At 62.6% G+C, this 24,100-nt stretch carries 26 protein-coding genes; 5 read left to right on the top strand and 21 right to left on the bottom strand.

The window, feature by feature from the left end:
* Window positions 1-177 precede the first annotated feature (177 nt).
* From ACLH1I_RS14850 to ACLH1I_RS14835, 4 genes are all read left to right on the top strand, one after another.
* Window positions 178-1,104 (top strand): ABC transporter ATP-binding protein, encoded by a 927-nt coding sequence (locus tag ACLH1I_RS14850; RefSeq protein WP_004204387.1) that lies wholly within the window; start codon window positions 178-180, stop codon window positions 1,102-1,104.
* Window positions 1,101-1,871, top strand: a complete 771-nt coding sequence (locus ACLH1I_RS14845; protein ID WP_004204389.1) for an ABC transporter permease — start codon at window positions 1,101-1,103, stop codon at window positions 1,869-1,871. Before ACLH1I_RS14850 ends, ACLH1I_RS14845 begins: the two co-directional genes overlap by 4 nt.
* A 122-nt stretch (window positions 1,872-1,993) precedes the next feature.
* Complete coding sequence (locus ACLH1I_RS14840; protein ID WP_004204391.1) at window positions 1,994-2,434, top strand: PTS sugar transporter subunit IIA; 441 nt, start codon at window positions 1,994-1,996, stop codon at window positions 2,432-2,434.
* A 58-nt stretch (window positions 2,435-2,492) separates the two neighbouring features.
* Entirely contained in the window at window positions 2,493-3,746 is a 1,254-nt protein-coding gene (locus ACLH1I_RS14835; RefSeq protein WP_151629161.1) for a polysaccharide deacetylase family protein, read from the top strand.
* A gap of 36 nt (window positions 3,747-3,782) precedes the next feature.
* Here the strand turns inward: ACLH1I_RS14835 and panD are convergent, their stop codons facing one another.
* The 9 genes from panD to thpR all read right to left on the bottom strand — a co-directional run bounded on the left by panD (window position 3,783) and on the right by thpR (window position 10,778).
* Complete coding sequence (gene panD / locus ACLH1I_RS14830; protein WP_004204397.1) at window positions 3,783-4,163, bottom strand: aspartate 1-decarboxylase; 381 nt, start codon at window positions 4,161-4,163, stop codon at window positions 3,783-3,785.
* 93 nt (window positions 4,164-4,256) lie between these two features.
* On the bottom strand, window positions 4,257-5,111 hold the full coding sequence (panC, locus tag ACLH1I_RS14825) for a pantoate--beta-alanine ligase (RefSeq protein WP_004204399.1): 855 nt from the start codon (window positions 5,109-5,111) through the stop codon (window positions 4,257-4,259).
* A gap of 11 nt (window positions 5,112-5,122) precedes the next feature.
* Entirely contained in the window at window positions 5,123-5,914 is a 792-nt protein-coding gene (gene panB, locus ACLH1I_RS14820; RefSeq protein ID WP_004204400.1) for a 3-methyl-2-oxobutanoate hydroxymethyltransferase, read from the bottom strand.
* A 119-nt stretch (window positions 5,915-6,033) separates the two neighbouring features.
* A complete protein-coding gene (gene folK / locus ACLH1I_RS14815) occupies window positions 6,034-6,513 on the bottom strand; it encodes a 2-amino-4-hydroxy-6-hydroxymethyldihydropteridine diphosphokinase (protein WP_023319748.1) in 480 nt (159 codons plus the stop codon).
* Entirely contained in the window at window positions 6,510-7,904 is a 1,395-nt protein-coding gene (gene pcnB / locus ACLH1I_RS14810; RefSeq protein WP_071592560.1) for a polynucleotide adenylyltransferase PcnB, read from the bottom strand. Before pcnB ends, folK begins: the two co-directional genes overlap by 4 nt.
* A gap of 62 nt (window positions 7,905-7,966) precedes the next feature.
* Window positions 7,967-8,848, bottom strand: coding sequence for a tRNA glutamyl-Q(34) synthetase GluQRS (gluQRS, locus tag ACLH1I_RS14805; RefSeq protein WP_004204403.1), 882 nt, complete (start codon window positions 8,846-8,848; stop codon window positions 7,967-7,969).
* Window positions 8,849-8,907: 59 nt separating this feature from the next.
* Window positions 8,908-9,363, bottom strand: coding sequence for an RNA polymerase-binding protein DksA (dksA, locus tag ACLH1I_RS14800; protein ID WP_002888845.1), 456 nt, complete (start codon window positions 9,361-9,363; stop codon window positions 8,908-8,910).
* Between the two features lie 162 nt (window positions 9,364-9,525).
* Window positions 9,526-10,242, bottom strand: a complete 717-nt coding sequence (sfsA, locus tag ACLH1I_RS14795; RefSeq protein ID WP_004204404.1) for a DNA/RNA nuclease SfsA — start codon at window positions 10,240-10,242, stop codon at window positions 9,526-9,528.
* A complete protein-coding gene (thpR, locus tag ACLH1I_RS14790; protein ID WP_049116602.1) occupies window positions 10,242-10,778 on the bottom strand; it encodes an RNA 2',3'-cyclic phosphodiesterase in 537 nt (178 codons plus the stop codon). The genes sfsA and thpR overlap by 1 nt, the downstream gene beginning before the upstream one ends.
* A 72-nt stretch (window positions 10,779-10,850) precedes the next feature.
* On the opposite strand from thpR, the gene hrpB reads away from it, so the two are divergent.
* A complete protein-coding gene (gene hrpB / locus ACLH1I_RS14785) occupies window positions 10,851-13,280 on the top strand; it encodes an ATP-dependent helicase HrpB (RefSeq protein WP_032455567.1) in 2,430 nt (809 codons plus the stop codon).
* Window positions 13,281-13,327: 47 nt separating this feature from the next.
* Here the strand turns inward: hrpB and ACLH1I_RS14780 are convergent, their stop codons facing one another.
* The 12 genes from ACLH1I_RS14780 to pulD are packed head-to-tail and all read right to left on the bottom strand — an operon-like array spanning window position 13,328 to window position 24,097.
* Complete coding sequence (locus tag ACLH1I_RS14780) at window positions 13,328-14,128, bottom strand: prepilin peptidase (RefSeq protein WP_049116597.1); 801 nt, start codon at window positions 14,126-14,128, stop codon at window positions 13,328-13,330.
* 14 nt (window positions 14,129-14,142) lie between these two features.
* Window positions 14,143-14,871, bottom strand: a complete 729-nt coding sequence (locus ACLH1I_RS14775) for a type II secretion system protein N (protein ID WP_064178512.1) — start codon at window positions 14,869-14,871, stop codon at window positions 14,143-14,145.
* Window positions 14,861-15,346, bottom strand: a complete 486-nt coding sequence (locus ACLH1I_RS14770; RefSeq protein WP_043521988.1) for a type II secretion system protein M — start codon at window positions 15,344-15,346, stop codon at window positions 14,861-14,863. Before ACLH1I_RS14770 ends, ACLH1I_RS14775 begins: the two co-directional genes overlap by 11 nt.
* The gene (gspL, locus tag ACLH1I_RS14765; protein ID WP_064187719.1) at window positions 15,339-16,535 is read right to left on the bottom strand and encodes a type II secretion system protein GspL; all 1,197 of its coding nucleotides are present in this window, start codon (window positions 16,533-16,535) and stop codon (window positions 15,339-15,341) included. Before gspL ends, ACLH1I_RS14770 begins: the two co-directional genes overlap by 8 nt.
* The gene (gspK, locus tag ACLH1I_RS14760; RefSeq protein ID WP_077268679.1) at window positions 16,528-17,508 is read right to left on the bottom strand and encodes a type II secretion system minor pseudopilin GspK; all 981 of its coding nucleotides are present in this window, start codon (window positions 17,506-17,508) and stop codon (window positions 16,528-16,530) included. Before gspK ends, gspL begins: the two co-directional genes overlap by 8 nt.
* Entirely contained in the window at window positions 17,505-18,101 is a 597-nt protein-coding gene (gene gspJ, locus ACLH1I_RS14755) for a type II secretion system minor pseudopilin GspJ (protein WP_048323018.1), read from the bottom strand. The genes gspK and gspJ overlap by 4 nt, the downstream gene beginning before the upstream one ends.
* Entirely contained in the window at window positions 18,098-18,463 is a 366-nt protein-coding gene (gene gspI, locus ACLH1I_RS14750) for a type II secretion system minor pseudopilin GspI (RefSeq protein ID WP_053810752.1), read from the bottom strand. The genes gspJ and gspI overlap by 4 nt, the downstream gene beginning before the upstream one ends.
* The gene (gene gspH / locus ACLH1I_RS14745; RefSeq protein ID WP_053810751.1) at window positions 18,460-18,975 is read right to left on the bottom strand and encodes a type II secretion system minor pseudopilin GspH; all 516 of its coding nucleotides are present in this window, start codon (window positions 18,973-18,975) and stop codon (window positions 18,460-18,462) included. The genes gspI and gspH overlap by 4 nt, the downstream gene beginning before the upstream one ends.
* Entirely contained in the window at window positions 18,975-19,397 is a 423-nt protein-coding gene (gspG, locus tag ACLH1I_RS14740; protein ID WP_004204417.1) for a type II secretion system major pseudopilin GspG, read from the bottom strand. The genes gspH and gspG overlap by 1 nt, the downstream gene beginning before the upstream one ends.
* Before the next feature lie 20 nt (window positions 19,398-19,417).
* On the bottom strand, window positions 19,418-20,632 hold the full coding sequence (gene gspF / locus ACLH1I_RS14735; RefSeq protein WP_151629164.1) for a type II secretion system inner membrane protein GspF: 1,215 nt from the start codon (window positions 20,630-20,632) through the stop codon (window positions 19,418-19,420).
* 1 nt (window position 20,633) lies between these two features.
* The gene (gspE, locus tag ACLH1I_RS14730; RefSeq protein WP_017901153.1) at window positions 20,634-22,127 is read right to left on the bottom strand and encodes a type II secretion system ATPase GspE; all 1,494 of its coding nucleotides are present in this window, start codon (window positions 22,125-22,127) and stop codon (window positions 20,634-20,636) included.
* The gene (gene pulD / locus ACLH1I_RS14725; RefSeq protein ID WP_004204420.1) at window positions 22,124-24,097 is read right to left on the bottom strand and encodes a GspD family T2SS secretin variant PulD; all 1,974 of its coding nucleotides are present in this window, start codon (window positions 24,095-24,097) and stop codon (window positions 22,124-22,126) included. The genes gspE and pulD overlap by 4 nt, the downstream gene beginning before the upstream one ends.
* Window positions 24,098-24,100: the final 3 nt, after the last annotated feature.

Genomic DNA, 24,100 nt, shown 5'->3' with positions numbered 1-24,100 from the left:
GACGTTATCGGCCTGTAACCAAGTAAGTGCGTTGCGCTAATATAGGGTAAGCTCACCTTTTTTAAAACCATCTTAACCCGTGATACTTCAGGCTGCAGATGCGCTGGCCGCGCGAGTACAGCGCAAACGTCAGTCAGGCGGGTTAATGACGTGTCATGACACGAGAAGAGATATTTAATGACCATTGCTCTGGAATTAAAACAGCTCAAAAAAACCTACCCCGGCGGGGTTCAGGCACTGCGGGGAATCGATCTGCAGGTTGAAGCGGGGGATTTCTATGCCCTGCTGGGCCCGAACGGGGCGGGAAAATCCACGACGATCGGCATCATCAGCTCGCTGGTGAACAAAACCTCCGGTCAGGTCAATGTCTTTGGCTACGATCTGGAGAAAGATGTCGTCAACGCCAAGCGCCAGCTTGGCCTGGTGCCGCAGGAGTTTAACTTTAACCCGTTCGAGACCGTGCAGCAGATCGTCGTTAACCAGGCGGGCTACTACGGCGTTGAGCGTAAAGAAGCCATCGCCCGCAGCGAAAAGTACTTAAAACAGCTCGATCTATGGGAAAAACGCAGCGAACGCGCGCGGATGCTCTCCGGCGGGATGAAGCGCCGCCTGATGATCGCTCGCGCGTTGATGCATGAGCCGAAGCTGCTGATCCTCGACGAGCCGACCGCCGGCGTCGATATCGAACTCCGCCGCTCGATGTGGGGCTTCCTCAAGGATCTCAACGATCGCGGAACCACCATTATTCTGACCACCCACTATCTCGAAGAGGCCGAAATGCTGTGCCGCAACATCGGCATCATCCAGCACGGTACGCTGGTGGAAAACACCTCGATGAAAGCGCTGCTGTCGAAGCTGAAGTCAGAGACCTTTATTCTCGACCTCGCGCCAAAAAGCCCGGTGCCGAAGCTCGAGGGCTACCAGTATCAGCTGGTCGATACCTCGACGCTGGAAGTGGAGGTCCTGCGCGAGCAGGGGATTAACAGCGTCTTCGCGCAGCTGAGCGCCCAGGGGGTGCAGGTACTGAGTATGCGTAACAAAGCCAACCGTCTGGAAGAGCTGTTTGTCACCCTGGTGCATGAGCGAAAAGGAGAGTCAGCATGATGCAGCTTTATTGGGTCGCGCTGAAAAGCATCTGGACCAAAGAGATCCACCGTTTTATGCGCATCTGGGTGCAGACGCTGGTGCCGCCGGTGATTACCATGACCCTGTACTTCGTGATTTTCGGCAACCTGATCGGCTCGCGCATCGGCGAGATGCATGGCTTTACCTATATGCAGTTTATCGTGCCGGGCCTGATCATGATGGCGGTGATCACCAACGCTTACGCCAACGTCGCCTCGTCGTTCTTCAGCGCCAAGTTTCAGCGCAACATTGAGGAGCTGCTGGTGGCACCGGTGCCGACGCACGTGATTATCGCCGGCTATGTGGGCGGCGGGGTGGCGCGCGGGCTGTGCGTGGGCATCCTGGTGACCGCGGTGTCGCTGTTCTTTGTGCCGTTCCAGGTTCACTCCTGGCTGTTTGTCGCCCTGACGCTGCTCCTTACCGCGGTGCTGTTCTCGCTGGCCGGGCTGCTGAACGCGGTGTTTGCCAAGACCTTCGATGACATCAGCCTGATCCCGACCTTTGTGCTGACGCCGCTGACCTATCTCGGCGGGGTGTTCTACTCGCTGACCCTGCTGCCGCCGTTCTGGCAGGGGCTGTCGCATCTGAACCCCATCGTCTACATGATCAGCGGTTTCCGCTTCGGCTTCCTCGGTATCAACGATGTGCCGCTGGTGACCACCTTTGCGGTGCTGGTGGTCTTCATCGTCGCCTTCTATCTCCTCTGCTGGTCGTTAATCCAGCGCGGCCGCGGCCTGCGTAGCTGATACTCATCACGGTTAGCGCTTCCGGACGCCAATACGCGAAGCGCTAACCGCTTATCTTTGACCGCCATCACCGATACGCCATCTTCCCCTTGCTACATTGTTGGCTGGCTAAGGAGGGAAGCATGCTTGGTTGGGTCATTACCTGCCACGATGAGCTGGCGCAGGAGATGCTGGATCGTCTTGAACAAAAATTTGGTCCACTGGCCCAGTGCCGGGCGGTCAATTACTGGCGCAATCTCAGCAGCAATATGTTGAGCCGGATGATGTGCGATGCGCTGCATGCCACCGACTCCGGGGACGGGGTCATTTTCCTTACCGACAGAACCGGCGCGGCGCCTTATCGGGCCGCGGCGCTGATGAGCCACAAACATACCCACTGCGAAGTGATCTCCGGCGTCAGCTATTCATTACTTGAGCGAATGTATCTGCTGCGGAATACGTTAAGCAGCGAGGCGTTTCGCCAGGCTATCGTCAGCGCGGGCGGTCCGATGGTGAGCAGCCTGTGGCATCAGCAGCAGAAGAACCCCCCGTTCCGGTTGCGTCATGATACCTTTGGAAATTAAGCAGCGGGACAGATGCCGCTTTTGTTACAATAACCGCCGTTGATGGTTTACCGGTTCGATGCGCATGCTTGCCCGATTTTTTACTCTGCTTCTTTTACTGACCTCACTCAGCGTCTCCGCCAGTCTGCTTAGCCAGCAGGGCAAGCCTGTGCGCTATATGCAAACCACCGAAGACGCGGTTATCTGGGCGCAGGTGGGGAACCATGTGGTCAGCGTCGGCAATGTGCGTGCCGGGCAAATCCTCGCGGTTGTCCCGACGGCGGCTGATTACTATGAGTTTCGCTTCGGCTTCGGCACCGGGTTTATTGACAAGGGCCATCTGGAGCCAGTGCAGGGTAAGCAGCGGGTGGAGGACCGTCTTGGGGATCTCAATAAGCCGCTGAGTAATCAGAATTTACTCACCTGGAAAGATACGCCGCTCTATGACGCTCCCTCAGTGAGCAGCGCGCCGTTCGGCACGCTGGCCAATAATCTGCGCTATCCGATCCTCAGCAAGCTGAAGGACCGGCTCAATCAGACCTGGTTTCAGATCCGCATTGGCGACCGGCTGGCGTGGGTCAGCAGTCTGGATGCGCAGGAGGATAACGGGATCCCCGTGCTGACCTATCACCATATTCTGCGTGACGAAGAGAACACCCGTTTCCGCCATACCTCGACCACCACCTCGGTACGCGCCTTTAATAACCAGATGACCTGGCTGCGGGATCAGGGTTATACCACGCTGACCCTCTATCAGCTGGAAGGCTACGTGCGCAATAAAATCAACCTTCCGGCGCGGGCAGTCGCCATCACCTTCGATGACGGCTTGAAATCGGTAAATCGCTACGCCTATCCGGTGCTGAAACAGTATGGCTTCCACGCCACCGCCTTTATTATTTCATCGCGTATTAAGCGTCATCCGCAGCAATGGGATCCGAAATCGCTGCAGTTCATGAGCATTTCTGAGCTCCGGCAGATCCAGGACGTCTTTGACATTCAGTCGCATACCCACTTTCTCCACCGGGTGGACGCCAGCCGGCGGCCGATCTTATTCAGCCGCAACTACCATAATATTCTGTTTGATTTTGCCCGCTCGCGTCGGGCGCTGAGCCAGTTTAATCCACATGTGCTCTACCTTTCCTATCCCTTCGGCGGCTATAACGCCACGGCGGTGCAGGCGGCGAATGACGCCGGGTTTCATATGGCGGTGACGACGGTGCGTGGGAAGGTGAAGCCGGGGGACAATCCGTTTCTGCTAAAGCGGTTATATATCTTACGCACGGATTCGCTGGAGACGATGTCGCGGCTGATCAGTAACCAGCCGCAGGGGTAAACTTCGGCGCTGCACCTGAGTGCGGCGCCGTGGTCATCAGGCGACCTGCACCGGAATCGCTTTTGCCTGGCGCTTCATTTCGTTGTCGCCTTCGAAGTAGGCGATGTTGGGCTGCCAGCGGCGCGCCTCTTCGTCAGACATGGTGACGAAGCTGGCGATGATCAGGATATCGCCGACGCTGGCGCAGTGCGCGGCGGCGCCGTTAACGGAGATGATTCTGGAGCCTCGCTCGGCGGCAATGGCGTAGGTGGAGAAACGGTTGCCGTTGGTGACGTTCCAGAGGTGAATGGTTTCATTCTCCAGAATACCGGCCGCATCCAGGAAGTCCTGGTCAATGGCGCAGGACCCTTCATAGTGCAGGTCAGCCTGCGTCACTTTTACGCGGTGGAGCTTGCCCTGCAGCATATTACGCATCATAACTTCTACCCTTCAACCTTAATGTAGCAGAGCGGACACGACGTCCGCCCTGAGAAAAGCCCGGGCAAGTATTGCCCGATTTTTACCCGCTGTCTACTGACCGAGCGTGACGATCTGGTTGTCGATCAGGCGGGCCTGACCGAGCCAGGCGGCCATCAGGATGACCGCGCGCTGGCTGGCGTCGGTCAGTTCAAGCAGGGTGTCGGCATCGCGGATCTGAATGTCGTCGGCGCGGAAACCTTTCTCGTTCAGCTCCTGTTCGGCGATAGCGATGATCTCGTCGAGCTGACGGTCGCCGGCGGCCAGTTTTTCCGCCACCGCGCTCAGCACTTTATACAGGCCGGGAGCGATTTTGCGCTGGTCGGCGGTCAGGTAGCCGTTACGCGAGCTTAGCGCCAGGCCATCCTTCGCGCGGACGATCGGCACGCCGATAATATCGATATCGTAGCCCATGTCGGCAACCATCTTGCGGATCAGCGCCAGCTGCTGGAAGTCTTTCTCGCCAAAGCAAGCGACGTCAGGCTGAACCAGGTTAAACAGCTTACTGACGATGGTCGATACGCCGCGGAAATGGCCCGGGCGGCTGGCGCCTTCCAGCATGGTGGACAGGCCGGGGACGTCGACGTAGGTCTGGCCTTCGGTGCCCTGCGGGTAGACTTCCGCCGGCGTCGGCGCGAAGACAAAATCGACATGACGCTTGTTCAGCTTTTCACAATCATCCTGTAGGGTGCGCGGGTAGCGCGCCAGGTCATCGGCGCGGTCAAACTGCATCGGATTGACGAAAATACTGACCACCACCACGTCCGCGCTGGCTTTGGCTTCATCAACCAGCTTCATATGACCATCATGCAGGTTGCCCATCGTCGGGACCAGCGCGATACGCTTGCCTTCCTGACGCAGACGGCGGATATGCTGACGCAGCAGCAGCACGGATTCTATAATCAGCACAACAAGACTCCTTAATGGAAACTGTGTTCTTCGCCCGGATAGACCCCGGATTCAACTTCGGCAATATACTGCCGCACCGCGGCGCGGATGTCGCCCGCCTCGGCAAGGAAATTCTTGGCAAATTTCGGAATGTGGCCGCCGGTAATGCCGAAAGCGTCATGCATCACCAGGATCTGCCCATCGGTGACGTTGCCCGCGCCGATGCCGATCACCGGAATGGTCAGGGCTTCGGTGATGCGTTTCGCCAGGGCGACCGGGACGCACTCCAGCACCAGCAGTTGCGCGCCTGCCGCTTCCAGCGCTAACGCGTCTTCAAACAGGGTCTGCGCCGCATCGCCGCGTCCCTGCACTTTATAGCCACCGAAGACGTTCACCGACTGCGGCGTCAGGCCGAGATGGCCGCAAACCGGCACCGCGCGTTCCGCCAGCATCTTCACGGTCTCGGCCAGCCAGGCGCCGCCTTCGAGTTTGACCATATTGGCGCCAGCGCGCATCACGACGGCGGCATTTTCGAAGGCCTGCTCCGGCGTGGCGTAGGCCATAAACGGCAGGTCGGCGAGCAGCAGGCTGTTCGGCGCGCCGCGGCGGACGGCGCGGGTGTGATAGGCGATATCTTCTACGGTGACCGGCAGGGTGGAGTCGTGACCCTGCACCGTCATTCCCAGCGAGTCGCCCACCAGCAGCACATTAATGCCTTCATCGGCGAACAGCTTCGCGAAGCTATGGTCGTAGGCGGTAATGGTGGCAAAGCGCTTCTTTTCCTGTTTGCATTTCTGCAGCAGGGCAATGGTGGTCGGTTTCATAACATTTCCTGATGATGAAAGTCATATTAACCGGCATTCTAACAGCAGCATTCAGAGGGGCAATGATTTTGGGCAACCGATTACGACGATCGCCGCAAATGCTAAAAAAGGAGAGGGAATTACCAGATAGCGGGCTTTGCCGCGCCGAGATCATCCAGCACGGCGCGCAGCGCCATGCCGTCAGGAAAGTGGAGGTCCGGGGCGATCTCGAACAGCGGCCAGAGCATAAAGCCGCGGTTTCTCATATCGTAGTGCGGAACGGTCAGGCGCTCGCTGTTAATGACCGCATCGCCAAACAGCATAATGTCGAGATCGAGGGTGCGCGGCCCCCAGCGTTCGGCTTTGCGCACCCGACCCTGCTGCAGCTCAATGCGCTGGGTGTGATCGAGCAGTGCCTCAGGGGACAGCGTGGTTTCCAGCGCGACGGCGGCGTTGAGATAGTCTGGCTGATCCTGCGGGCCCAGCGGCGGCGTGCGGTAGAACGAAGAGACGTTCACCACGCGGCTGTGCGGAATTTCGCCCAGGGCGTGGATAGCCGCCTGCACCTGCGCCAGTGGCGAAGCGAGGTTACTGCCGAGGGCGATATAGGCCAGGGTCATGCGTTACCCTGGCGTGGCGCGCGCTTGCGCGGACGGCGGTGGCGACGGCGCGGCGCCGGATCGTCCCCGAGGTCGTTGAGCATATCTTTTTGCGCCGGCGGCGCGGCGACCTGGAATTCGCCCCACCATTTGGTCAGACGCTGCAGTTCGCCGTTGTTTTCAGCGCCAGCGCGTAGCTCCAGCAGATCGTAGGCGGCGCGGAATTTCGGATGCTCCATCAGCTTCCAGGCGCGTTTGCCCTGGCGACGGGACATGCGCAGCTGCAGCTGCCAGATATCGCGGATCAGGGTGGTGATGCGCTTAGGGATCGCCAGCGTACGGCAGGCTTCGTCCAGTACGTCGTTCATCGCCAGGGCGAAGGCGTCATAGTATGCCAGACCGCTCTCCTGGGCGATTTTCTGCGCCGTCTCCAGCAGCGGATACCAGAACATCACTGCGAACAGGAAGGCCGGATTGACGCGCATGTCGTTACGAATGCGGGTATCGGTGTTCTTCAGCACCTGGTTGATGATCCGCTCCATCGGGCTATCGCCGCGCTCGGTAAAGTAGCGGGTGATGGTCGGGAACAGCGGCTGGAACAGGTTGTATTCCCGCAGCAGCAGGTAGGTCTGATAGCCATGCCCGGCCTGCAGCAGCTTGAGCACTTCTTCGAACAGGCGCGCCGGCGGCACGTCGTGGAGCAGGGCGGCCAGCCGCGGCAGCGGTTCGGCCGTTTCCGGACTGATGGTCATATCCAGCTTGGCGGCGAAGCGCACCGCGCGCAGCATGCGTACCGGATCCTCGCGATAGCGGGTTTCCGGATTGCCGATCAGGCGGATCACGCCGTCCTGCAGATCCTTCATGCCGCCGACGTAGTCGCGAACGGTAAAGTCCGCCACGCTGTAATAGAGGCTGTTGATGGTGAAGTCGCGACGCTGGGCGTCCTCTTCGATCGAGCCGAAGATATTATCACGCAGCAGCATGCCGTTCTGGCCCCGCTGGGAGGTGACGCGATCGGTAGTGTGCCCTTCGTGATGGCCACGGAAGGTAGCGACCTCAATAATTTCCGGCCCGAACATGACGTGCGCGAGGCGGAAACGGCGCCCGACCAGACGGCAGTTGCGGAACAGCTTACGCACCTGATCCGGCGTGGCGTTGGTCGTGACGTCAAAATCTTTTGGCTTTTTGCCAAGCAGCAGGTCGCGGACGCCGCCGCCGACCAGCCAGGACTCGTAGCCCGCCTTGTTGAGGCGGTACATGACCTTGAGGGCGTTTTCACTGATATCTTTGCGGGAAATAGCATGCTGCTCACGCGGGATCACCGTCATAGGCGTTGGTTCGACGGCGGCTTCTGCCTCGCGCTCCTCACGGCTTAGCACCTTACGGCAAAAATTAGCGACTCGGGTAAAAATGGTGCACCTCGTAGTGTCAGACGGACTTCAGATCAACTGTACAGTGTAAAAATAGCGGCTAATCATAGCTCAGCGGGAGCCATTTGAGAATGCTCGATTTTCGCCGGCTGCCAGTTGGCGACGGCCTGGGCGAGTAAATCATCGATGCTCAGGGCCTGCCACTCCCCGGCGATCTCCTGATTCAGAAAGCGGAGCGCCCGGACGATTTCGGGGCGCGGATCGCCTTCCGGCAGCGCCGGCGCGTGGTTTTGTTTAGAGAGCTTATTGCCGTCGGCATTGAGGGCCAGCGGCAGATGGAGGTAGTCCGGTGCCTGCCAGCCAAAATGCTGATACAGCGAAATCTGCCGCACCGTCGGCTCAATCAGATCGGCGCCGCGGACGATCTCGGTGATCCCCTGAAAGTGGTCATCGACCACCACCGCCAGGTTGTAGGCAAACAGTCCGTCGCGACGGTGGATAATAAAATCTTCTCGCGCCAGCGGCTCGTTGGCGACCAGCGTGCCGCGCAGGCGGTCGGTGAACTGCAGAACCGGACGGGTCTGGCGCAGACGCAGCGCGGCGTTTTCCGCCCCCAGCCCAAGGTCGCGGCAGTGACCATCATAGATCCCGCCTACGGCGTGGATCCGCGCGCGGGTGCAGGTGCAGTAGTAGCTCAGCCCTTGCTCGCTCAGCCAGGCCAGCGCCTCGCGGTAGGCTTCGTGCCGTTGCGACTGCCAGAGCACCTCGCCGTCCCAGTGCAGACCGTAGTGGTCGAGCTGGCGCAGGATGGTGTCGGCGGCCCCGGGGACTTCGCGCGGCGGGTCGATATCTTCAATACGAACGCGCCAGATACCCTGGTTCGCGCGGGCCTGCAGGTAGCTGCCGAGCGCGGCGATCAGAGAGCCGAAGTGGAGTTCGCCGGAGGGGGAGGGAGCAAAGCGCCCTATATAGCGTGAGTCAGTCATGGTACGGACAACAGAACCAGGCGGGAGAGACTCCCGCCAGAGAGTGAGGCAGCAGGGGATTAGCCCGCCATCTGTTTTTCGCGAATTTCCGCCAGGGTTTTGCAGTCAATGCACAGATCCGCTGTCGGACGCGCTTCCAGACGGCGAATGCCGATCTCCACGCCGCAGGATTCGCAGTAGCCGAAGTCTTCGTCTTCAACTTTTTTCAGCGTTTTCTCGATCTTTTTGATCAATTTACGTTCGCGGTCGCGGTTACGCAGCTCCAGGCTGAACTCTTCTTCCTGGGCGGCACGGTCTACCGGGTCCGGGAAGTTAGCAGCTTCATCCTGCATGTGCGATACGGTGCGATCCACTTCATCCCTGAGTTGATTACGCCATGCTTCAAGAATACGCTTGAAGTGCGCCAGCTGGGCTTCGTTCATATACTCTTCGCCCGGTTTCTCTTGGTACGGCTCCACCCCAGCGATGGCGAGAATACTCAGGGACGATGTTTTACGGTTTTGCCCTTCTTGCATGTTGCTTCTCCTTAACACGCACTATCGATCCCCATGTGGGGGAAAATCAGGCCGCTATAAATAGCAGATGCTTTTCCGGATAGCAATTATCTAAACGTTACACTTGACAACCCTGTGAAGAAAAGCGTATTCGCGCTTGCGACCCGAACACTATTTAGCCACTTATTTACCGGGGTTTAACACCACGGCGATCGGCTTATTCAGAGTCATCCTCGTCGTAGAAAGTTCCGCTTTCCAGGCGAGAATTTCCACCCCCTTGTCGCGGGCTTCTGTTAACAGCTGTGCGTATCTGGCATCAATATGATGCGCGGGAGAGAAACGGTCAATTGCCGAATGCAGGACGGCAAATAAAATCACCGCGCGGTCGCCATTTGCCGCGACGGCCATCAGCTCCCGCAGGTGCTTCTGTCCGCGCATAGTCACCGCATCAGGAAAATAACCGTATTCTTTCTCCGCCAACGTAACCGATTTCACTTCAATATAGCAGTTTTGGCGATCATCTGCCTGTAACATAATATCGATACGGCTATTCTCAGCGCCATATTTCACTTCGCTTTTCAGCTGGTTATAGCCTGAAAGTTCAGGGATTATTCCGGCGGAAATTGCTTCTTTCGCCAGCGTATTCGCGCGCAGCGTGTTGACGCAAATAACGGCGCCCTGCTGCGTTTCAGTTAATTCCCAGGTATGGGCATATTTGCGCTTCGCATTGTCAGAAGTGGAATACCAGACGGTGTCGCCCGGGACGGCGCAGCCGGTCATGGCACCGGTATTTGGGCAGTGGAGCGTCAATTCGCGGCCATCGGGGGTCACCACGTCGGCAAGAAAACGTTTGTAACGTTTAAGCAAAATGGCGGGTTGCAACGGCGGATCAAACTGCATCAATTTTCCTTATCAAACGGATAATGTTCCAGCGCCGTGTAGCGCGTGCGCCCGTGGCTAAAGCTGGATTCATAGAGCACGAACTCGTTCACCGGAAACGTCCAGCGAAAGCCGGGCGGCGGGATCGGCACCGCCTGACGGGCATCGCGCCACAGGGTAATGTGCGGATGAAACGGCTGCGGACTCTGATAGCAGCCGCTGCGCGCCGCCTGAGCGCGCAGCATACTGGCAAGCTGCAGCAGGCCGCGCGGTGGCTGACGGGTCCCGAGCCAGACCACCCGCGAACGCAGCCACTGTCCGGCATCGTCCAGCGTCAGGGTAAAGCCCGGCTGCTGGAGGCGGCCGGCGAGGGCAGACAGCGCCCGCTGTTTTTCCGCGCTCACCTCGCCGAGAAACGCCAGCGTCAGATGAAGGTTATCCGCCGCGACGGGCCTGCCGGCATCCTCAGGGAAGTGCGTTGCCCGCCACTGGACAATCTGTTTGCGGACGGCAGGCGGCAGTTCAATCGCAAAAAACAGCCTTTTCGGCTCAGACATGATAGAGACTCGGTAATGAATTAGGGGGATGCTACAATGCGAGCCCCTGAATGTTAACCCCCGGAGCCTTTTGTGTCCTCATTGCCGGTTGCCGCCGTCCTCCCAGAACTGTTATCCGCCCTGCAGCATGCGCCGCAGGTTTTGCTCAACGCGCCGACCGGCGCCGGGAAGTCGACCTGGCTGCCGCTGCAGATCCTCGCTGAGGGTAACATCGCGGGACGCATTATCCTGCTGGAGCCTAGGCGTCTGGCGGCGCGCAATGTCGCGCAGCGGCTGGCTGAACTGCTCGGCGAAAAGCCAGGGGAGACCGTGGGTTACCGCATGCGTGCCGAAACCTGCGTCGGGCCACAGACCCGCCTGGAGGTGGTCACGGAGGGGATCCTGACGCGCATGATCCAGCGCGATCCCGAGCTGACGGGCGTGGGGCTGGTGATCCTCGATGAGTTTCACGAGCGCAGCCTGCAGGCGGATCTGGCGCTGGCCCTGCTGCTTGATGTCCAGCAGGGGTTACGTGACGATCTCAAACTGCTCATCATGTCGGCGACCCTTGATAACGATCGCCTGCAGCGTCTGCTGCCTGAGGCGCCGGTGGTGGTCTCGGAGGGGCGCGCTTATCCGGTGGAGCGTCGCTTCAGCCCGCTCTCCGCGCACCAGCGTTTTGATGAGGCGGTGGCGATAGCGGCGGCGGAGCTCCTGCGGCATGAACAGGGATCGATGCTGCTGTTTCTGCCCGGCGTCGGCGAGATCCAGCGCGTTCAGGAACAGCTGACGGAGCGTGTGGCGGAGGATGTCATCCTCTGCCCGCTGTATGGCGCTTTGCCCCTAAGCGAGCAGCGCAAAGCGATCCTCCCGGCGCCGGCCGGGAAGCGCAAAGTGGTGCTGGCCACCAACATTGCTGAGACCAGTTTAACCATCGAGGGCATCCGCCTGGTGGTCGACACCGCCCAGGAGCGCGTTGCCCGCTTTGACCCGCGCACCGGCCTGACCCGGCTGGTGACGCAGCGCATCAGCCAGGCATCGATGACCCAGCGCGCTGGACGCGCCGGTCGTCTCTCCCCGGGGATCTGCCTGCATTTGCTCGGCAAAGAACAGGCCGAACGAGCGGCGGCGCAGAGCGAACCGGAGATCCTGCACAGCGATCTGTCGGCGCTGTTGCTGGAGCTGCTGCAGTGGGGTTGCCACGATCCGGCCTCGCTGGCCTGGCTGGATCAGCCGCCGGCGGTGAACCTGGCTGCCGCGCGCCGCCTGCTGGAGGCGCTCTCGGCGCTGGACGGCGAGCGGCTGTCGGCGTTTGGCCGCAAAATGGCCACCCTCGGCAACGAGCCCCGGCTGGCGGCGATGCTGGCCGCTGCGCAGACCGATGACGAAGTGGCGACGGCGGCCAGGCTGGCGGCGATCCTTGAGGAGCCGCCGCGCGGCGGGCTGGTGGATTTGGGCGCCGTCTTTTCCCGTCAGCAGGCCAACTGGCAGCAGCGCGCGCAGCAGCTGATGAAGCGTCTGGCCTGCCGCAGCGGCCAGCCCGATGCGGGACGAATGGCTGCGCTCCTGGCGTCGGCCTTCGCCGACCGCATCGCCCGCCGCCGCGGTCAGGAGGGACGCTATCAGCTGGCGAACGGTATGGGCGCGATGCTGGACGCCGACGACGCGCTGGGCCGCCATGAGTGGCTGATCGCTCCGCTGCTGCTGCAGGGCAGCGCCTCACCGGATGCCCGCATGCTGCTGGCTCTGCCGGTGGATATCGGCGAGCTGATCGCCGCCCGTCCCGAGCTGGCGCAGCGTTCCGACACGGTGGAGTGGGATGAAGCGCAGGGGACGCTGAAAGCCTGGCGGCGGACGGTGACGGGCCAGCTGGTGATTAAGACCCAGCCGCTGGCGAAGCCCTCTGAGGCGGAGCTGCATCAGGCGATGCTCAACGGGATTCGTGAGAAAGGCCTCGGTGTGCTCAACTGGACGCCAGAGGCCGAGCAGCTGCGGCTGCGGCTGCAGTGTGCGGCGCAATGGCTGCCGGAAGAGGCGTGGCCCGCGGTGGATGACGCTTCGCTGCTGGCCTCGCTGGAGGCATGGCTGCTGCCGCAGATGAACGGCGTTCACTCGCTGCGGGCGCTGAAGGCGCTGGATCTGCGGCAGGCGCTCCAGGACTGGCTGCCGTGGCCGCTGCGCCAGAAGCTGGATCGCGAGCTGCCGACGCACTATACCGTGCCGACCGGCAGCCGTCTGGCTATCCGTTACCATGCGGAGAACCCGCCGGCGCTGGCGGTGCGTATGCAGGAGATGTTCGGCGAGGCCACGACGCCGGTTATCGCCGAGGGGCGAGTGCCACTGGTGCTGGAGCTGCTGTCGCCCGCTCAGCGTCCGTTGCAGATCACGCGCGATCTCAGCGCCTTCTGGCAGGGGAGCTACCGTGAGGTACAGAAAGAGATGAAGGGACGCTATCCGAAACACGTCTGGCCGGACGATCCGGCCAACGCCGCCCCGACCCGACGCAGCAAAAAATATTCGTAGCCCCAGGCGCCGGGCGGCATTCTGCCCGGCCAGTCGAACCACTCACGCTAGACCATCTGCTGCCAGAGAAAAACGCCCCCTCCCGCCAGCGCCAGCCAGGGGCCGAAGGCCAGCGGCTGCTGCAGCGACTGCCGGGTCCACAGGCGCTGCAGCAGGGTCCACATCAGCCCGCTGGCCGAGGCGAACAACAGCACCTGCGGCAGAGCCTGCCAGCCGCACCAGGCGCCCAGCGCCGCCAGCAGCTTAAAATCGCCATAGCCCAGAGCCTCTTTGCCGGTCAGCAGGCGGAACAGCCAATAGACCGACCACAGTGCCAGATAACCAGCCATCGCCCCGGCGACCGCGTCCGGCAGCGCAATGTACACCTCGTTAAGATTAAACAGCAGTCCGGCCCACAGCAGGGGCAGGGTCAGGCGATCGGGCAGCAGCTGGGTCCGGGCATCAATCCGCGCCAGTATCAGCAGAAAGGAGAGCAGCACCAGGCCGCCCGCCAGTGCCAGTCCCGGCGCGAGCAGCGCCCCGGCGAGGATAAACAGCAGGCCGGTGGTCAGCTCGGTCAGCGGATAGCTCCACGAGATGCGCGCCTGACAGCAGCGGGCGCGACGGCCTAGCCAGAGGAAGCTGAGCAGCGGGATATTGTCCCGCCAGGCGATCGGCTGGCGACACTGCGGACAGGATGAGCCCGGCGTGCTGAGGGTTAGCGGCTCGTCGTCCGCGGTCTGGGCCAGCATGCGCGGCAGACGGTAGATCACCACGTTGTAAAAGCTGCCCAGCGCCAGGCCGAACAGCAGCAGAAAGCCATACCAGACAAGGGGGAAATGCAGCGATAATGCGGCTAATGTCGTCATTTTTGCTCCTTTAATCACCATTTTCCCTGCAGCTGCCACGGCGTCGGGCCCGGGTCGTTTTTGGCCATCGGGCGGGTGACCAGCAGCGCCAGCAGGGGCGGTATCCCCTGCCTGGGCTGTAGCGTACCGTGAAACAGATAGCGGCCATCGGGCGACAGGGTGCCCTCGCCGCTGAGGCTCAGCTGATGAGAATCCTGGCGGATGGCCAGCGCCACGGCGCCGGTCGCCGTACAGCTTAAGGTGCCACTGACCTGGGCTAACTCCAGGCTACCGACCGGAGAGTGCAGCCTGGCCTGACGCCACAGCGCGCGTCCGGCGGTGATTTGCCGACAGCGCCCCTCGCTGAAGTGCGCTTCGGCCAGGCTGAAAGTAACCTCTCCCTCGGCGCTGACGGGCATGGTCGGCGTTAGCCAGCGACCGAGCAGGCTGGCGGGGGCGGTGAGCCGTCCCTCCTGCAGGCGCAGATCGCGGATGCCCCACAGCCGGGCCTGACCCTCCACGCCGCGGGGATCGCTGAGCGCGATCTGCCAGCCAGCCAGGGTGAGTGACCACGTCAGCCGCTCAAGCCGTTCGCCGCGCCAGGAGACTGACTGCGCCGCGCCGCGCCAGATGCTGCCGCTGAGGTTGGCCACCTGTACCTCGGGCGGCAGCATCGGGACTAACAGGCGCGCCGGGGCGGTGGCGGTCAACCACAGCAGATAGAGCGCCAGCAGTAGCCCAACCGCGAACCCGTTAGCTTTCATCGTCGCGCTCCAGCAGCAGATGGTTGACCGTGACCCAGCCCGGCCGCGACGGCTGTGCGGTTACGGATAGCGAGACCGCGTTGACGCCGCGCATCGCCGGGGCGTCCAGCCAGTCCATCAGCGCCTGAAAGGCGCAGGGCTGAAGGGTGACCTGAAGACGTTTTCCCTGTGGCTGCAGACGAACGACTTCCAGCCCGTGGCTCGCCGCCTCGCGCATCACCAGCGCGGTGAGCGCCTCTTTTGCCGCCGGCGCGGGCTGCTGGCTGAGCTGCTGCAGGCGCGGACCCTGCTGCGTCATCCAGCGCAGGCTGGCCTGTTCTTTCACCAGGATTTGCCGCCACTGCGCCTCGCGGGCTCGCCAGGGCTGCCACAGCCCGTACCAGAGGGCGCACACCACCAGCAGCCCCGCGAGTCCGAGCAGCAGGCGCTGCTCCGACGGCGTGCGCTGCCGCCACCAGATAAACAGATTAGCCATCGTTTTCCTCCAGCGTCAGTTGTCCTTCAATGCCATCCGGTTTCGTGGTCATGTCGCCTGGCCGGACGCGAAACCGCGGCTGCGCCCGCTGGGTGAACTGCTCCAGCGCCCGGGAAGAGGCCGCGGCGATATCCAGTTGCAGACGGTTGGCCGCGGCATCCCAGCTCAGCGCCCGCAGGCGGATCCCCGGCGTGTCGCTGATGATGTTCTGCAACGCGCTGAGGCGGTCGACGAGGGGGGCATGCTGCGCCTGACGGGCGAGGGGTTGCAGATGCTGCTGCATCTGCAGTCGCGGGTTAATCACCTTTTTCTCCGTAGGAAACCAGCGATGATAGTAGGCCCGGCTGGCCTGCTGGGCCGCCTCGGCCTGGCGCGCCAGATCGCGATGATCCAGAACGCTATTCACCGCCGCCAGCAGCGCCAGGGCCAGCGCGGCATACCGAGCCGGACGCCAGCTCCCCTGCGCAGGCTGCCGACGGCGGATGGCAAACTCTCCCTGCAGCAGGCTGATCTTCTGCGCCGCCGGATGATTTGCGGCGAGGGAGAGCAGCGTCTGCGCAGGCTGCGCGCGCCACGCTCCCGGCGCCGCGGGCGGCGGCGAATAGCTGTCGATGACGTGCTCTTCCGCCTCGCCCTGCAGCAGCTCCGCCAGCCAGGAGCTTTCCGCCGCCATGCCGCTCCATGGCTGGTGGCGGATCAGCCACTGCTCGTCCACCTGCACCGCGCTCCACGCCGGCGGTTGCCAGGGCAGGGCCAGCACATCGGGCGTCAACGCCAGGGGGCGTAGGGAGAGCGACTCGCAGCGCGCCAGCCAGTCGCGCATTTTTTGCCGCTGCACGGCGACGATCTCGCACTGGGCCTGCTGGCGGTGGAGCAGGGCAAAATGGGTGGCTTCCACATCGTCGGCCAGCTGCTCTTCCAACAGGAACGGGGCCACCTGCAGCGGCGGTTTACGCAGGCCCGCCGGCAGGCTGAGGGGGTGAAACGCGCAGTCGCTGGCCGGGATCAGCACCCAGGCCGGGTAATGCGCCGCCAGCGCCGGGAAAGGGCTGGCGTCGTCAGCCGGCCACCGGCCGCGGGCTTCGTGATGCGGATCGCCGGGGGCGAAGAGTTGCCAGTGCAGCGGCGCCTGCCCGGGGGCGAAGCGCACGATCAGCATGGCCTGGGGGGAAGCGTTAAACTTATTCATCAACCACCATAGAAAGTCCGTATCGCCGCTGGACGACGGTAAAGGCGCGCCCCTCCTGTTGCAGGACGCTGTGCAGCTGAAAGCGAAGGTTGCCGGTCACCACGGTGAAGGCGGCGATAAAGCGTGTGCTGCGCACCGTCAGCCAGGGGCGGGCGAGCGTGGTATCGGTTTTCTGCAGCGTAGGCTGCGCGAGAAACGCGGCGACGCTGCTCCATCCGGTTCGCGGGCGGTTGTGCAACAGCTGTTGCGCCTCCTGCAGCGTCAGATCGCCGGGAAAGAGGGCCACCAGCAGGGCGGCCTGTGAGGGCCGCAGGGTGTTGACATTGACCTGCAGCGCGTCATCCGGCTGGACGCAGACGAAGGGGAGCAGGCGCTGATAGAGCGCGGCGTCCATACCGGCCAGCAGGCGCAGCTCGCTGACGTCCTGCATCGGCTGGTTGGCGGCGAGATAGCCCGGGGTTTGTGCCATATAAACCTCGTCCTCCGCCCCGTTCAGTCGCGGCTGGCCGTCGCTGTCCGTCCAGTCGCCGAGGGCGGCGGCGATCTGGCTGGCGCGCAGCGGCGATTCGCCGAGCAGCGCCAGCAGCCGGACGAAGACGTCGGTCGGGTAGAGCGTTTCGCCGCTGGTCTCATCCGCGCGATGGTTGATGGCATTGAGGTTAAAGCAGGCGTGCCCGTCGCGGATCGTGGCGAGGATTTCGCCATCGTCGAGGGTAAAGCGGCGTCCCTCCTGCGCCCAGGTTTGCGCCAGGTTCGTTTGACTGGGCGAGTCCAGCGCGTCGCGTTGCAGCAGCGCGGCGGCCATGTTTTCCGCCGCCAGGGCGTACCATCTGGCCTGCAGATTATCGAGGGTCACGGCGGTGTGTTGATACATGACCGAGGTGCGTTCGGTCATGGCGCTGGCGAGGATCATCATCAGGGCGAGGATGAACAGCACCATCAGGAGCGCGACGCCGCGTTGCCGATTTTTCACTGGCCGCCCCCCGGGGTAAGTAAAAACAGGCGGGTTATCTCCCCGCTGTTCGCCAGGGTCAGGGTGATCTCCAGCCCCTGCGGCAGCGTCTGAGGGCGGTCCCAGGTCTCCTGCCAGCGCCCGTCGGCATAAAACCGCAGGCGAAATGCCGTCACCTCGCGCAGCAGCACCCGGACCGTCGGCTGGCTCCCGGTCAGCGGATCCTGCTGATCGAAGCTCAGCCGTTCAAGCTGCTGCTGGCGCAGGCGGTAGCTGACGTTCTGGATCTCCGAGCGCGGGAGGATCCCCAGCGGATTCGGCCAGCCGCTGCGGCTGAAGGCCAGCCCCCAGTCATCGCTCTGCAACTGAAAACGTCCGGCAAAGAAAAGCGTGTCGCTGTTTCTGGCGCGACGGGGAATGATGTGCGTGACATCGTCGGCTATCTGGCGAAAAGCGCGCTGGAGGGCGGCGATCTGCTGGCTCTTCTCGCGGGTGAGGCCATCGGCGCGGATGACGTTCTGCAGCACCATCACGGCGGCGGCGCTGAGGACGGCGAGGATAGCCAGCGCCAGCAGCGTTTCAATCAGGGTGAAACCGCGCATTTTCGTTATCATGGCGGCGTCACCCAGGTGCGCAGAGTCGCCAGCGGCGCGGGATCGTTTTTTTGCCGCCGGACCTCCACGTCCAGCGCCCGCAGCTGCGGCAGCGCGGTTTCCACCCCCTGCCAGCGGACGAACCAGCGCGTCCCGGCGGCCTCCACGGTGGTTTCAGACCAGCTGAGGGCAGGCCAGCGTTTCTCCAGCCGCAGCTGCACCAGCTGATTATCCGCCAGCCAGCTGGCGAGGATTTTCTCTTCCATACGCCCGAGCTGCCGCGTCTGCTGCAGGGTGGATTGCATCACCGCCAGGCCGGCGAGGGCGAAAATCACCAGCGCGACCATCACTTCGATAAGCGTCATTCCGCTCTCGCGTTTCATGGCTGCTCCCGCGCCGCCAGCGGCTGACTGTCGCCCTGGGCGTCGATGTTGATGCCCGTCGCGGCGTCAATCCGCAGCTGAAACGGGGTGACTTCGCCGCCGGGAAAGATGATCACGTCGGGCTGCTCGCCCGGCGTCCACGCCTGGCCGTTGGGAAAGCGCAGCGTCAGCCTGGCATGCGGGAGGGTTTCCGCCGTGGTGGCGCGCCCGGCCTGCAGCGGCAGCCACTGCGCGTTGCCCCAGCGGTCGTCAGCCGCCGCCGGGGCGCCTTCGTCGGCAGGCTGCAGGCGCATAAACTGCCAGCGGTCAGGGTGGATAACGATCCCGAAGAGCTGGCCGGTTTGCTGCCCGCGCTCGCGGACAAAATCCAGCTGCGCCTGAAAGCGCGCCAGGATCTGCGTGGCCTCCTGGGTGCGGGCGGAGGGAAACGCCAGCAGCACCATGCTGGCGCTGACGCCGATCAGCAGCAGGACCAGCATCATTTCCAGGAGGGTGAAACCGCGCTGAGACACTATTTCTTCCCGAGGGTCCAGTTGCCGATGTCGTCATTGGTGTCGGGCATCCCGTCCGGGCCGACGCTGAAGACGTCGATGGCGCCATGCTGACCGGGGCTTAACAGCTGATACTCATTTCCCCATGGGTCCTGCGGCAGGCGGCGGATATAGCCGCCTTCCGGGTAGTTGCGGGCATGCGGCTCGACGGCCGGGGCGGTCACCAGCGCCTGCAGACCCTGTTCGGTATTCGGGTAGCGGCTGTTGTCCAGCTTATACATGTCCAGCGCCCCCTCAAGCGCCACCAGATCGCTGACCACCTTCTGGCGGTCCGCTTTCTCCTTGTTGCCCATCAGGTTAGGTACCACCAGGCTGGCGAGGATGCCGAGAATGACGATCACCACCATAATTTCCAGTAACGTGAAGCCGCGTTGCCGTTGCATAGTTTTCTCCATTAATACAGTCACATACTCATAAGGGTATTCAGTTGCAGGATCGGCTGCAGGATGGCCAGCACGATAAACAGCACCATGCCGGCCATGGTGACCACCAGCAGGGGTTCAAACAGGCTGAGAGACATCTGGATCTGCGCGCTCAGTTCCCGGTCCTGGTTCTCCGCCGCGCGCTCCAGCATGGCGGTCAGCTCACCGCTCTGTTCGCCGCTGGCGATCATGTAGCGCATCATCGGCGGAAACAGGGCCGTGGCCTCCAGCGCTCGATGCAGGCTGACGCCTTCGCGCACCGACTCGCTGGCGGTCTCCAGCTGGCTGCGCGCCCAGGTATTGCTGAGAACGCCCGCGCTGATGCGCATCGACAGCAGCAGCGGCACCGCGCTGGCGTTGAGAATGCTTAAGGTGCGGGCGTAGCGCGCGCTGTTGACGCTGCGCGTCACGCGGCCGATGACCGGCAGGCGCAGCAGCGCCCGGTCCCAGGCGAGCCGCCGGGCAGGCTGGCGCAGCAGATAGCGCAGCCCCAGCAGCGCCAGTAACGACAGCAGCACCAGCCAGGGGCCCGCGCTGCGCACCATGTCGCTCAGGCTCATCAGCAGCCGGGTAGAGAAGGGCAGAGCCTGTTTAAGATGGACAAACTGCTCGACGACTTTCGGCACCACGGTGGAGAGCAGAATGGCGATCACGCTGATGGCGACCAGCGTCAGCACGATGGGGTAGATCATCGCCTGCAGCAGGCGGGCGCGAAGCTGCTGGCGCTGCTCGGTATAGTCCGCCAGCCGATTCAGCACGCCGTCGAGATGGCCGGAGGTTTCGCCAGCCGCCACCATGGCGCAGAACAGGCCGTCGAAGCAGGCGGGATAGCCGCGCATCGCCTCCGCCAGCGAATGGCCTTCGAGCACTTTGCTCCGCACCCCGGCCATTAACGTTCTCAGCGGCGCCTTTTCGCACTGCTGGGCGACGGCATCGAGCGCTTTCTCCAGCGGAATGCCGGCGGCGACCAGGGTGGCCAGCTGGCGAGTGAGCAGGGCTAAATCACCGGCGCTGGTGCGCCGGGTAAGGAGCCCGCCGCGCCAAAGCCGGCTCGCCGGGTCGGCGGCGGCCACTTCCAGCGCCAGCCAGCCTTTGTCCCGCAGCAGCTGGCGGGCGTGGCGGGTGGAGTCGGCTTGTTGAACGCCGCGGCGGGTTTTGCCCTGCGCGTCCAGCGCCTGATAGCGAAACAGGGCCATCTCAGACGCTGTCCGCCGTTTGCTGTTCGGTGACCCGCATCACCTCCTCCCAGCTGGTGATCCCCGCCAGCGCTTTATCGCGCCCGGCATGGCGCAGGGTCTGCCAGGCCGGCCCCAGCTGCTGGATCAGGGTGATCTCATTTTCGCCGCGGTGGATGGCGGCGCGGACGCGGTCGTCGATCGGCAGCAGCTCGTGAATGCCGGTGCGTCCGCGATAGCCGGTGAAATTACACCGGGCGCAGCCTTTTGGCCGCCACAGCGGCGTGCCGGTCGGGACCGCCATCTGCCGGGCGGTGTCGGCATCCGCCTGCGTGGGCTGACGGCAGTGCGGGCACAGTTGGCGCACCAGCCGCTGCGACATCACTGCCAGCAGCGACGTGGAGAGTAAAAAAGGCTCCACGCCCATATCCTGCAGGCGGGAAATAGCGCCCAGCGCGCTGTTGGTGTGCAGAGTCGACAGCACCAGGTGGCCGGTGAGCGAGGCCTGAACGGCGATCTGCGCGGTTTCGCCATCGCGGATTTCGCCCACCAGCACCACGTCCGGATCCTGGCGCAGGATGGCGCGCAGGCCGCGGGCGAAGGTCATCTCGACTTTGGCGTTGACCTGGGTCTGGCCGATGCCCTCCAGCTCATATTCCACCGGATCTTCAATGGTCATGATGTTGCGCTCCCGGGCGTCGAGGCGGCTGAGGGCGGCGTAGAGCGTCGTGCTTTTCCCGGATCCGGTCGGCCCGGTGACCAGAATGATGCCGTGTGGCCGGGCGATCAGCGCGTCGACCTGGTCGAGCAGGGCGGGGGGCATGCCCAGCGTCAGCAGATCCAGGTTGACGCTGTTTTTGTCCAGCAGGCGCAGCACCACGCGTTCCCCATGGCTGGAGGGCAGGGTGGAGACGCGCACGTCTATCGCCCGCCCGCCGATGCGCAGCGCCATACGGCCATCCTGGGGAACCCGTTTTTCCGCAATGTCCAGGCTCGCCATCACCTTGATACGCGAAATTAACAGCGCGGCCAGCCGCCGCTGCGGGCGGAGAATTTCCCGCAGCACGCCGTCGACGCGAAAGCGGATCTGCAGATGGCGCTCATAGGTTTCGATATGGATATCGGAGGCTTTCTCTTTGATAGCCTCGGTGAGCATGGCGTTGATCAGACGGATAATCGGCGCATCGTCCTCGCTGTCGAGCAGATCGTCGGTATCCGGCAGCTCTTCGGCGAGGGTATAGAGGTCAAGCTCATTGCCGATGTCGGCCATCATCCGGTGCGCTTCCGCCGAGTCGCGCTGATAGCTGAGCACCAGCGCTTTCTCGAACGCGTCCGGCGCCAGACGGCTGACGCTCATCGGCCCGTCCGCCAGGCGGCGCGCTTCCAGCAGCGCCCGGGCGGCGGTGTCCGCGCGGCACAGCGCTTCGCAGCGTTCGCCGTCGCTGAGCAGCACCAGATGGTGCGCCCGGGCCCAGGCGAAGGGCAGCAGCGGACGGCGTTCGGCGGCTGGCGTCATAGGCGGCCTCCGAGGTTAAAAGCGTCAATGGCGGCGCTGACCTGGCGGAAGGCCTGGGTCTCCTGCTGCGGGTAGATGTGCAACAGATCGTTGCTGAGCGATGCTTCGCTGCTCTCTTTGCCCCGCTGTTTGGTTTGCGCATCGTTGAAGGCGGTGTACTGGCCGGAAGAGGCCTGGCGGTACTCATCGCGGTCGCGAATAATGGTCGGGCGGATAAACAGCATCAGGTTGCGCTTCGACACTTTCTTGCTGTCGGAGCGGAACAGCGCGCCGATCACCGGGATGTCGCCGAGCAGCGGCACTTTGTCGGCGGTATCGGTGACGCTTTTATCCAGCAGCCCGCCAACCACCACCGTTTCGCCGCTGCCGACCAGCACGGCGTTATTCACCGTCCGGGTATTAAAGGTCGCTCCGAGATCGCTGCTGGTGCTGGAGGCCGAATCGGCGACGCTCGATACTTCCTGCTCAATCTCCAGCAGCACGGCATCGCCTTCGTTAATCTGCGGCTTCACCTTCAGCTTAATGCCCACGGTTTTGCGCTCGACGGTATTAAAGATGTTGTCGCCGGAGGTGGTTTGCGAGCCGGTTAACACCGGGACTTCCTGGCCGACGTTGAAGGTGGCTTGCATATTGTCGAGGGTGACGATGCTGGGGGTGGCCAGAATATCGTTCTTGGTACTGCTGGAGAGGGCGGTCAGCAGCATCGCCCAGTTCCCCTGATAGAAACCGGCGGCGATACCGTTAAACGAGCCGAGGGCGCTGGCCAGCGAGCTGCTGATGGTGCCGTCTTTGTTGTACTGGTTGGCGCCGGCGATGACGCTGGATATCGGCAAACCGCTGTTGGTGAACTGGGTCATGCCGGCGTTTTTATTGGCCCACTGGATACCGAGATTGAGGCCGTCGGCATCCTGCACTTCGGCGATAATCGCCTCCACCAGCACCTGAGGGCGGCGGATATCCAGCTGGGCGATCACTCGCTCCAGATCGTTCATCACGTCCGGCGCGGCGGTGACGATCAGGGCGTTGGTCTGGCCGTGGGCTTTGATAATGATATTTTTATCGATCGCGGCCACCGGTTTGGCGCTTTGCTTATCGTTCTGCAACGAGCTGCTGATCCCGGTCAGGACCTCCACCAGATCGGCGGCTTTGGCGTACTTCAGGTAGATCACTTTGGTGTTGCCCTGCACCGCCTGCTGGCGGTCGAGCTGTTTGATCATGGCGATAATGCGCTGGCGCGAGTTTGGCTCGCCGCTCACCAGCACCGAGTTGGTACGCTCATCGGCCACCACGTTCGCCACCATCGATCCCGGCAGCGCCGATTTGCTGGTGTCTTTATTGAGTTCGGTAACCAGTTTGACCACCTCCGCAGCGGAGGCCCAGGAGAGAGGCACGGTCACCACGCTGCGATCCCCGGCGTTGTCGACGCGTTCGACAATAGTCAGCAGGCGTTTGATCACCGCCGCGCGGCCGGTCATCAGCAGGACGTTGGAGGGTTCATAATGGACCACGCTGCCGGCGCCAGCGTTATCATTCAGCTGGCGGAGCAGCGGTGCGAGATCGCGGGCGGCGACGTTGGTCAGGGGCACCACCCGGGTGACGACCTCATCGCCTTCGCCCGGCGCGGCCTCGCTGGCGACCGGAACGGCCGAGGTCTTGGCGTCTTTAGCGCGGACCACCTTCAGCACGCCGTTATTCATATTAATCACGGCGAAGCCATATACATCCAGCACGCTGAGGAAGAATTGATAATATTGCTCTTCATTGAGCATATCGTAACTGCGCACGGTGATAGTGCCGCGTACGCTGGGATCGATAATCACCGTTTTATTCAGGTTTTTGCTGACGGTATTGATAAATTCCTGGATATCGGTGCCTTTAAAACTGGCGGAAAATTCCTCCGCGGCGGCCGGGGAAAATAGCAGCGGGGTTAATATCAGCAGCGCAGGCAGCATTTTTCGCAGGCGTTTCATGGT

This window comes from Klebsiella sp. 1SOBk10mer, from assembly GCF_046602535.1.
In the GTDB taxonomy this organism is placed as follows: domain Bacteria; phylum Pseudomonadota; class Gammaproteobacteria; order Enterobacterales; family Enterobacteriaceae; genus Klebsiella; species Klebsiella quasipneumoniae.
This window is presented reverse-complemented; position numbering and strand designations above follow the sequence as displayed.

What these genes read in the sequence shown, in the direction of transcription:
- pulD (WP_004204420.1), bottom strand. Translation starts at nt 24,097, where the DNA reads ATGAAACGCCTGCGAAAAATGCTGCCTGCGCTGCTGATATTAACCCCG.
- folK (WP_023319748.1), bottom strand. Translation starts at nt 6,513, where the DNA reads ATGACCCTGGCCTATATCGCCCTCGGCAGTAACCTCGCTTCGCCACTG.
- panD (WP_004204397.1), bottom strand. Translation starts at nt 4,163, where the DNA reads ATGATGCGTAATATGCTGCAGGGCAAGCTCCACCGCGTAAAAGTGACG.
- ACLH1I_RS14840 (WP_004204391.1), top strand. Translation starts at nt 1,994, where the DNA reads ATGCTTGGTTGGGTCATTACCTGCCACGATGAGCTGGCGCAGGAGATG.
- gspG (WP_004204417.1), bottom strand. Translation starts at nt 19,397, where the DNA reads ATGCAACGGCAACGCGGCTTCACGTTACTGGAAATTATGGTGGTGATC.
- dksA (WP_002888845.1), bottom strand. Translation starts at nt 9,363, where the DNA reads ATGCAAGAAGGGCAAAACCGTAAAACATCGTCCCTGAGTATTCTCGCC.
- gspF (WP_151629164.1), bottom strand. Translation starts at nt 20,632, where the DNA reads ATGGCCCTGTTTCGCTATCAGGCGCTGGACGCGCAGGGCAAAACCCGC.
- gluQRS (WP_004204403.1), bottom strand. Translation starts at nt 8,848, where the DNA reads ATGACTGACTCACGCTATATAGGGCGCTTTGCTCCCTCCCCCTCCGGC.
- gspI (WP_053810752.1), bottom strand. Translation starts at nt 18,463, where the DNA reads ATGAAACGCGAGAGCGGAATGACGCTTATCGAAGTGATGGTCGCGCTG.
- ACLH1I_RS14775 (WP_064178512.1), bottom strand. Translation starts at nt 14,871, where the DNA reads ATGAAAGCTAACGGGTTCGCGGTTGGGCTACTGCTGGCGCTCTATCTG.
- gspE (WP_017901153.1), bottom strand. Translation starts at nt 22,127, where the DNA reads ATGACGCCAGCCGCCGAACGCCGTCCGCTGCTGCCCTTCGCCTGGGCC.
- ACLH1I_RS14770 (WP_043521988.1), bottom strand. Translation starts at nt 15,346, where the DNA reads ATGGCTAATCTGTTTATCTGGTGGCGGCAGCGCACGCCGTCGGAGCAG.
- gspL (WP_064187719.1), bottom strand. Translation starts at nt 16,535, where the DNA reads ATGAATAAGTTTAACGCTTCCCCCCAGGCCATGCTGATCGTGCGCTTC.
- ACLH1I_RS14780 (WP_049116597.1), bottom strand. Translation starts at nt 14,128, where the DNA reads ATGACGACATTAGCCGCATTATCGCTGCATTTCCCCCTTGTCTGGTAT.
- thpR (WP_049116602.1), bottom strand. Translation starts at nt 10,778, where the DNA reads ATGTCTGAGCCGAAAAGGCTGTTTTTTGCGATTGAACTGCCGCCTGCC.
- sfsA (WP_004204404.1), bottom strand. Translation starts at nt 10,242, where the DNA reads ATGCAGTTTGATCCGCCGTTGCAACCCGCCATTTTGCTTAAACGTTAC.
- ACLH1I_RS14850 (WP_004204387.1), top strand. Translation starts at nt 178, where the DNA reads ATGACCATTGCTCTGGAATTAAAACAGCTCAAAAAAACCTACCCCGGC.
- ACLH1I_RS14835 (WP_151629161.1), top strand. Translation starts at nt 2,493, where the DNA reads ATGCGCATGCTTGCCCGATTTTTTACTCTGCTTCTTTTACTGACCTCA.
- panB (WP_004204400.1), bottom strand. Translation starts at nt 5,914, where the DNA reads ATGAAACCGACCACCATTGCCCTGCTGCAGAAATGCAAACAGGAAAAG.
- ACLH1I_RS14845 (WP_004204389.1), top strand. Translation starts at nt 1,101, where the DNA reads ATGATGCAGCTTTATTGGGTCGCGCTGAAAAGCATCTGGACCAAAGAG.
- gspJ (WP_048323018.1), bottom strand. Translation starts at nt 18,101, where the DNA reads ATGATAACGAAAATGCGCGGTTTCACCCTGATTGAAACGCTGCTGGCG.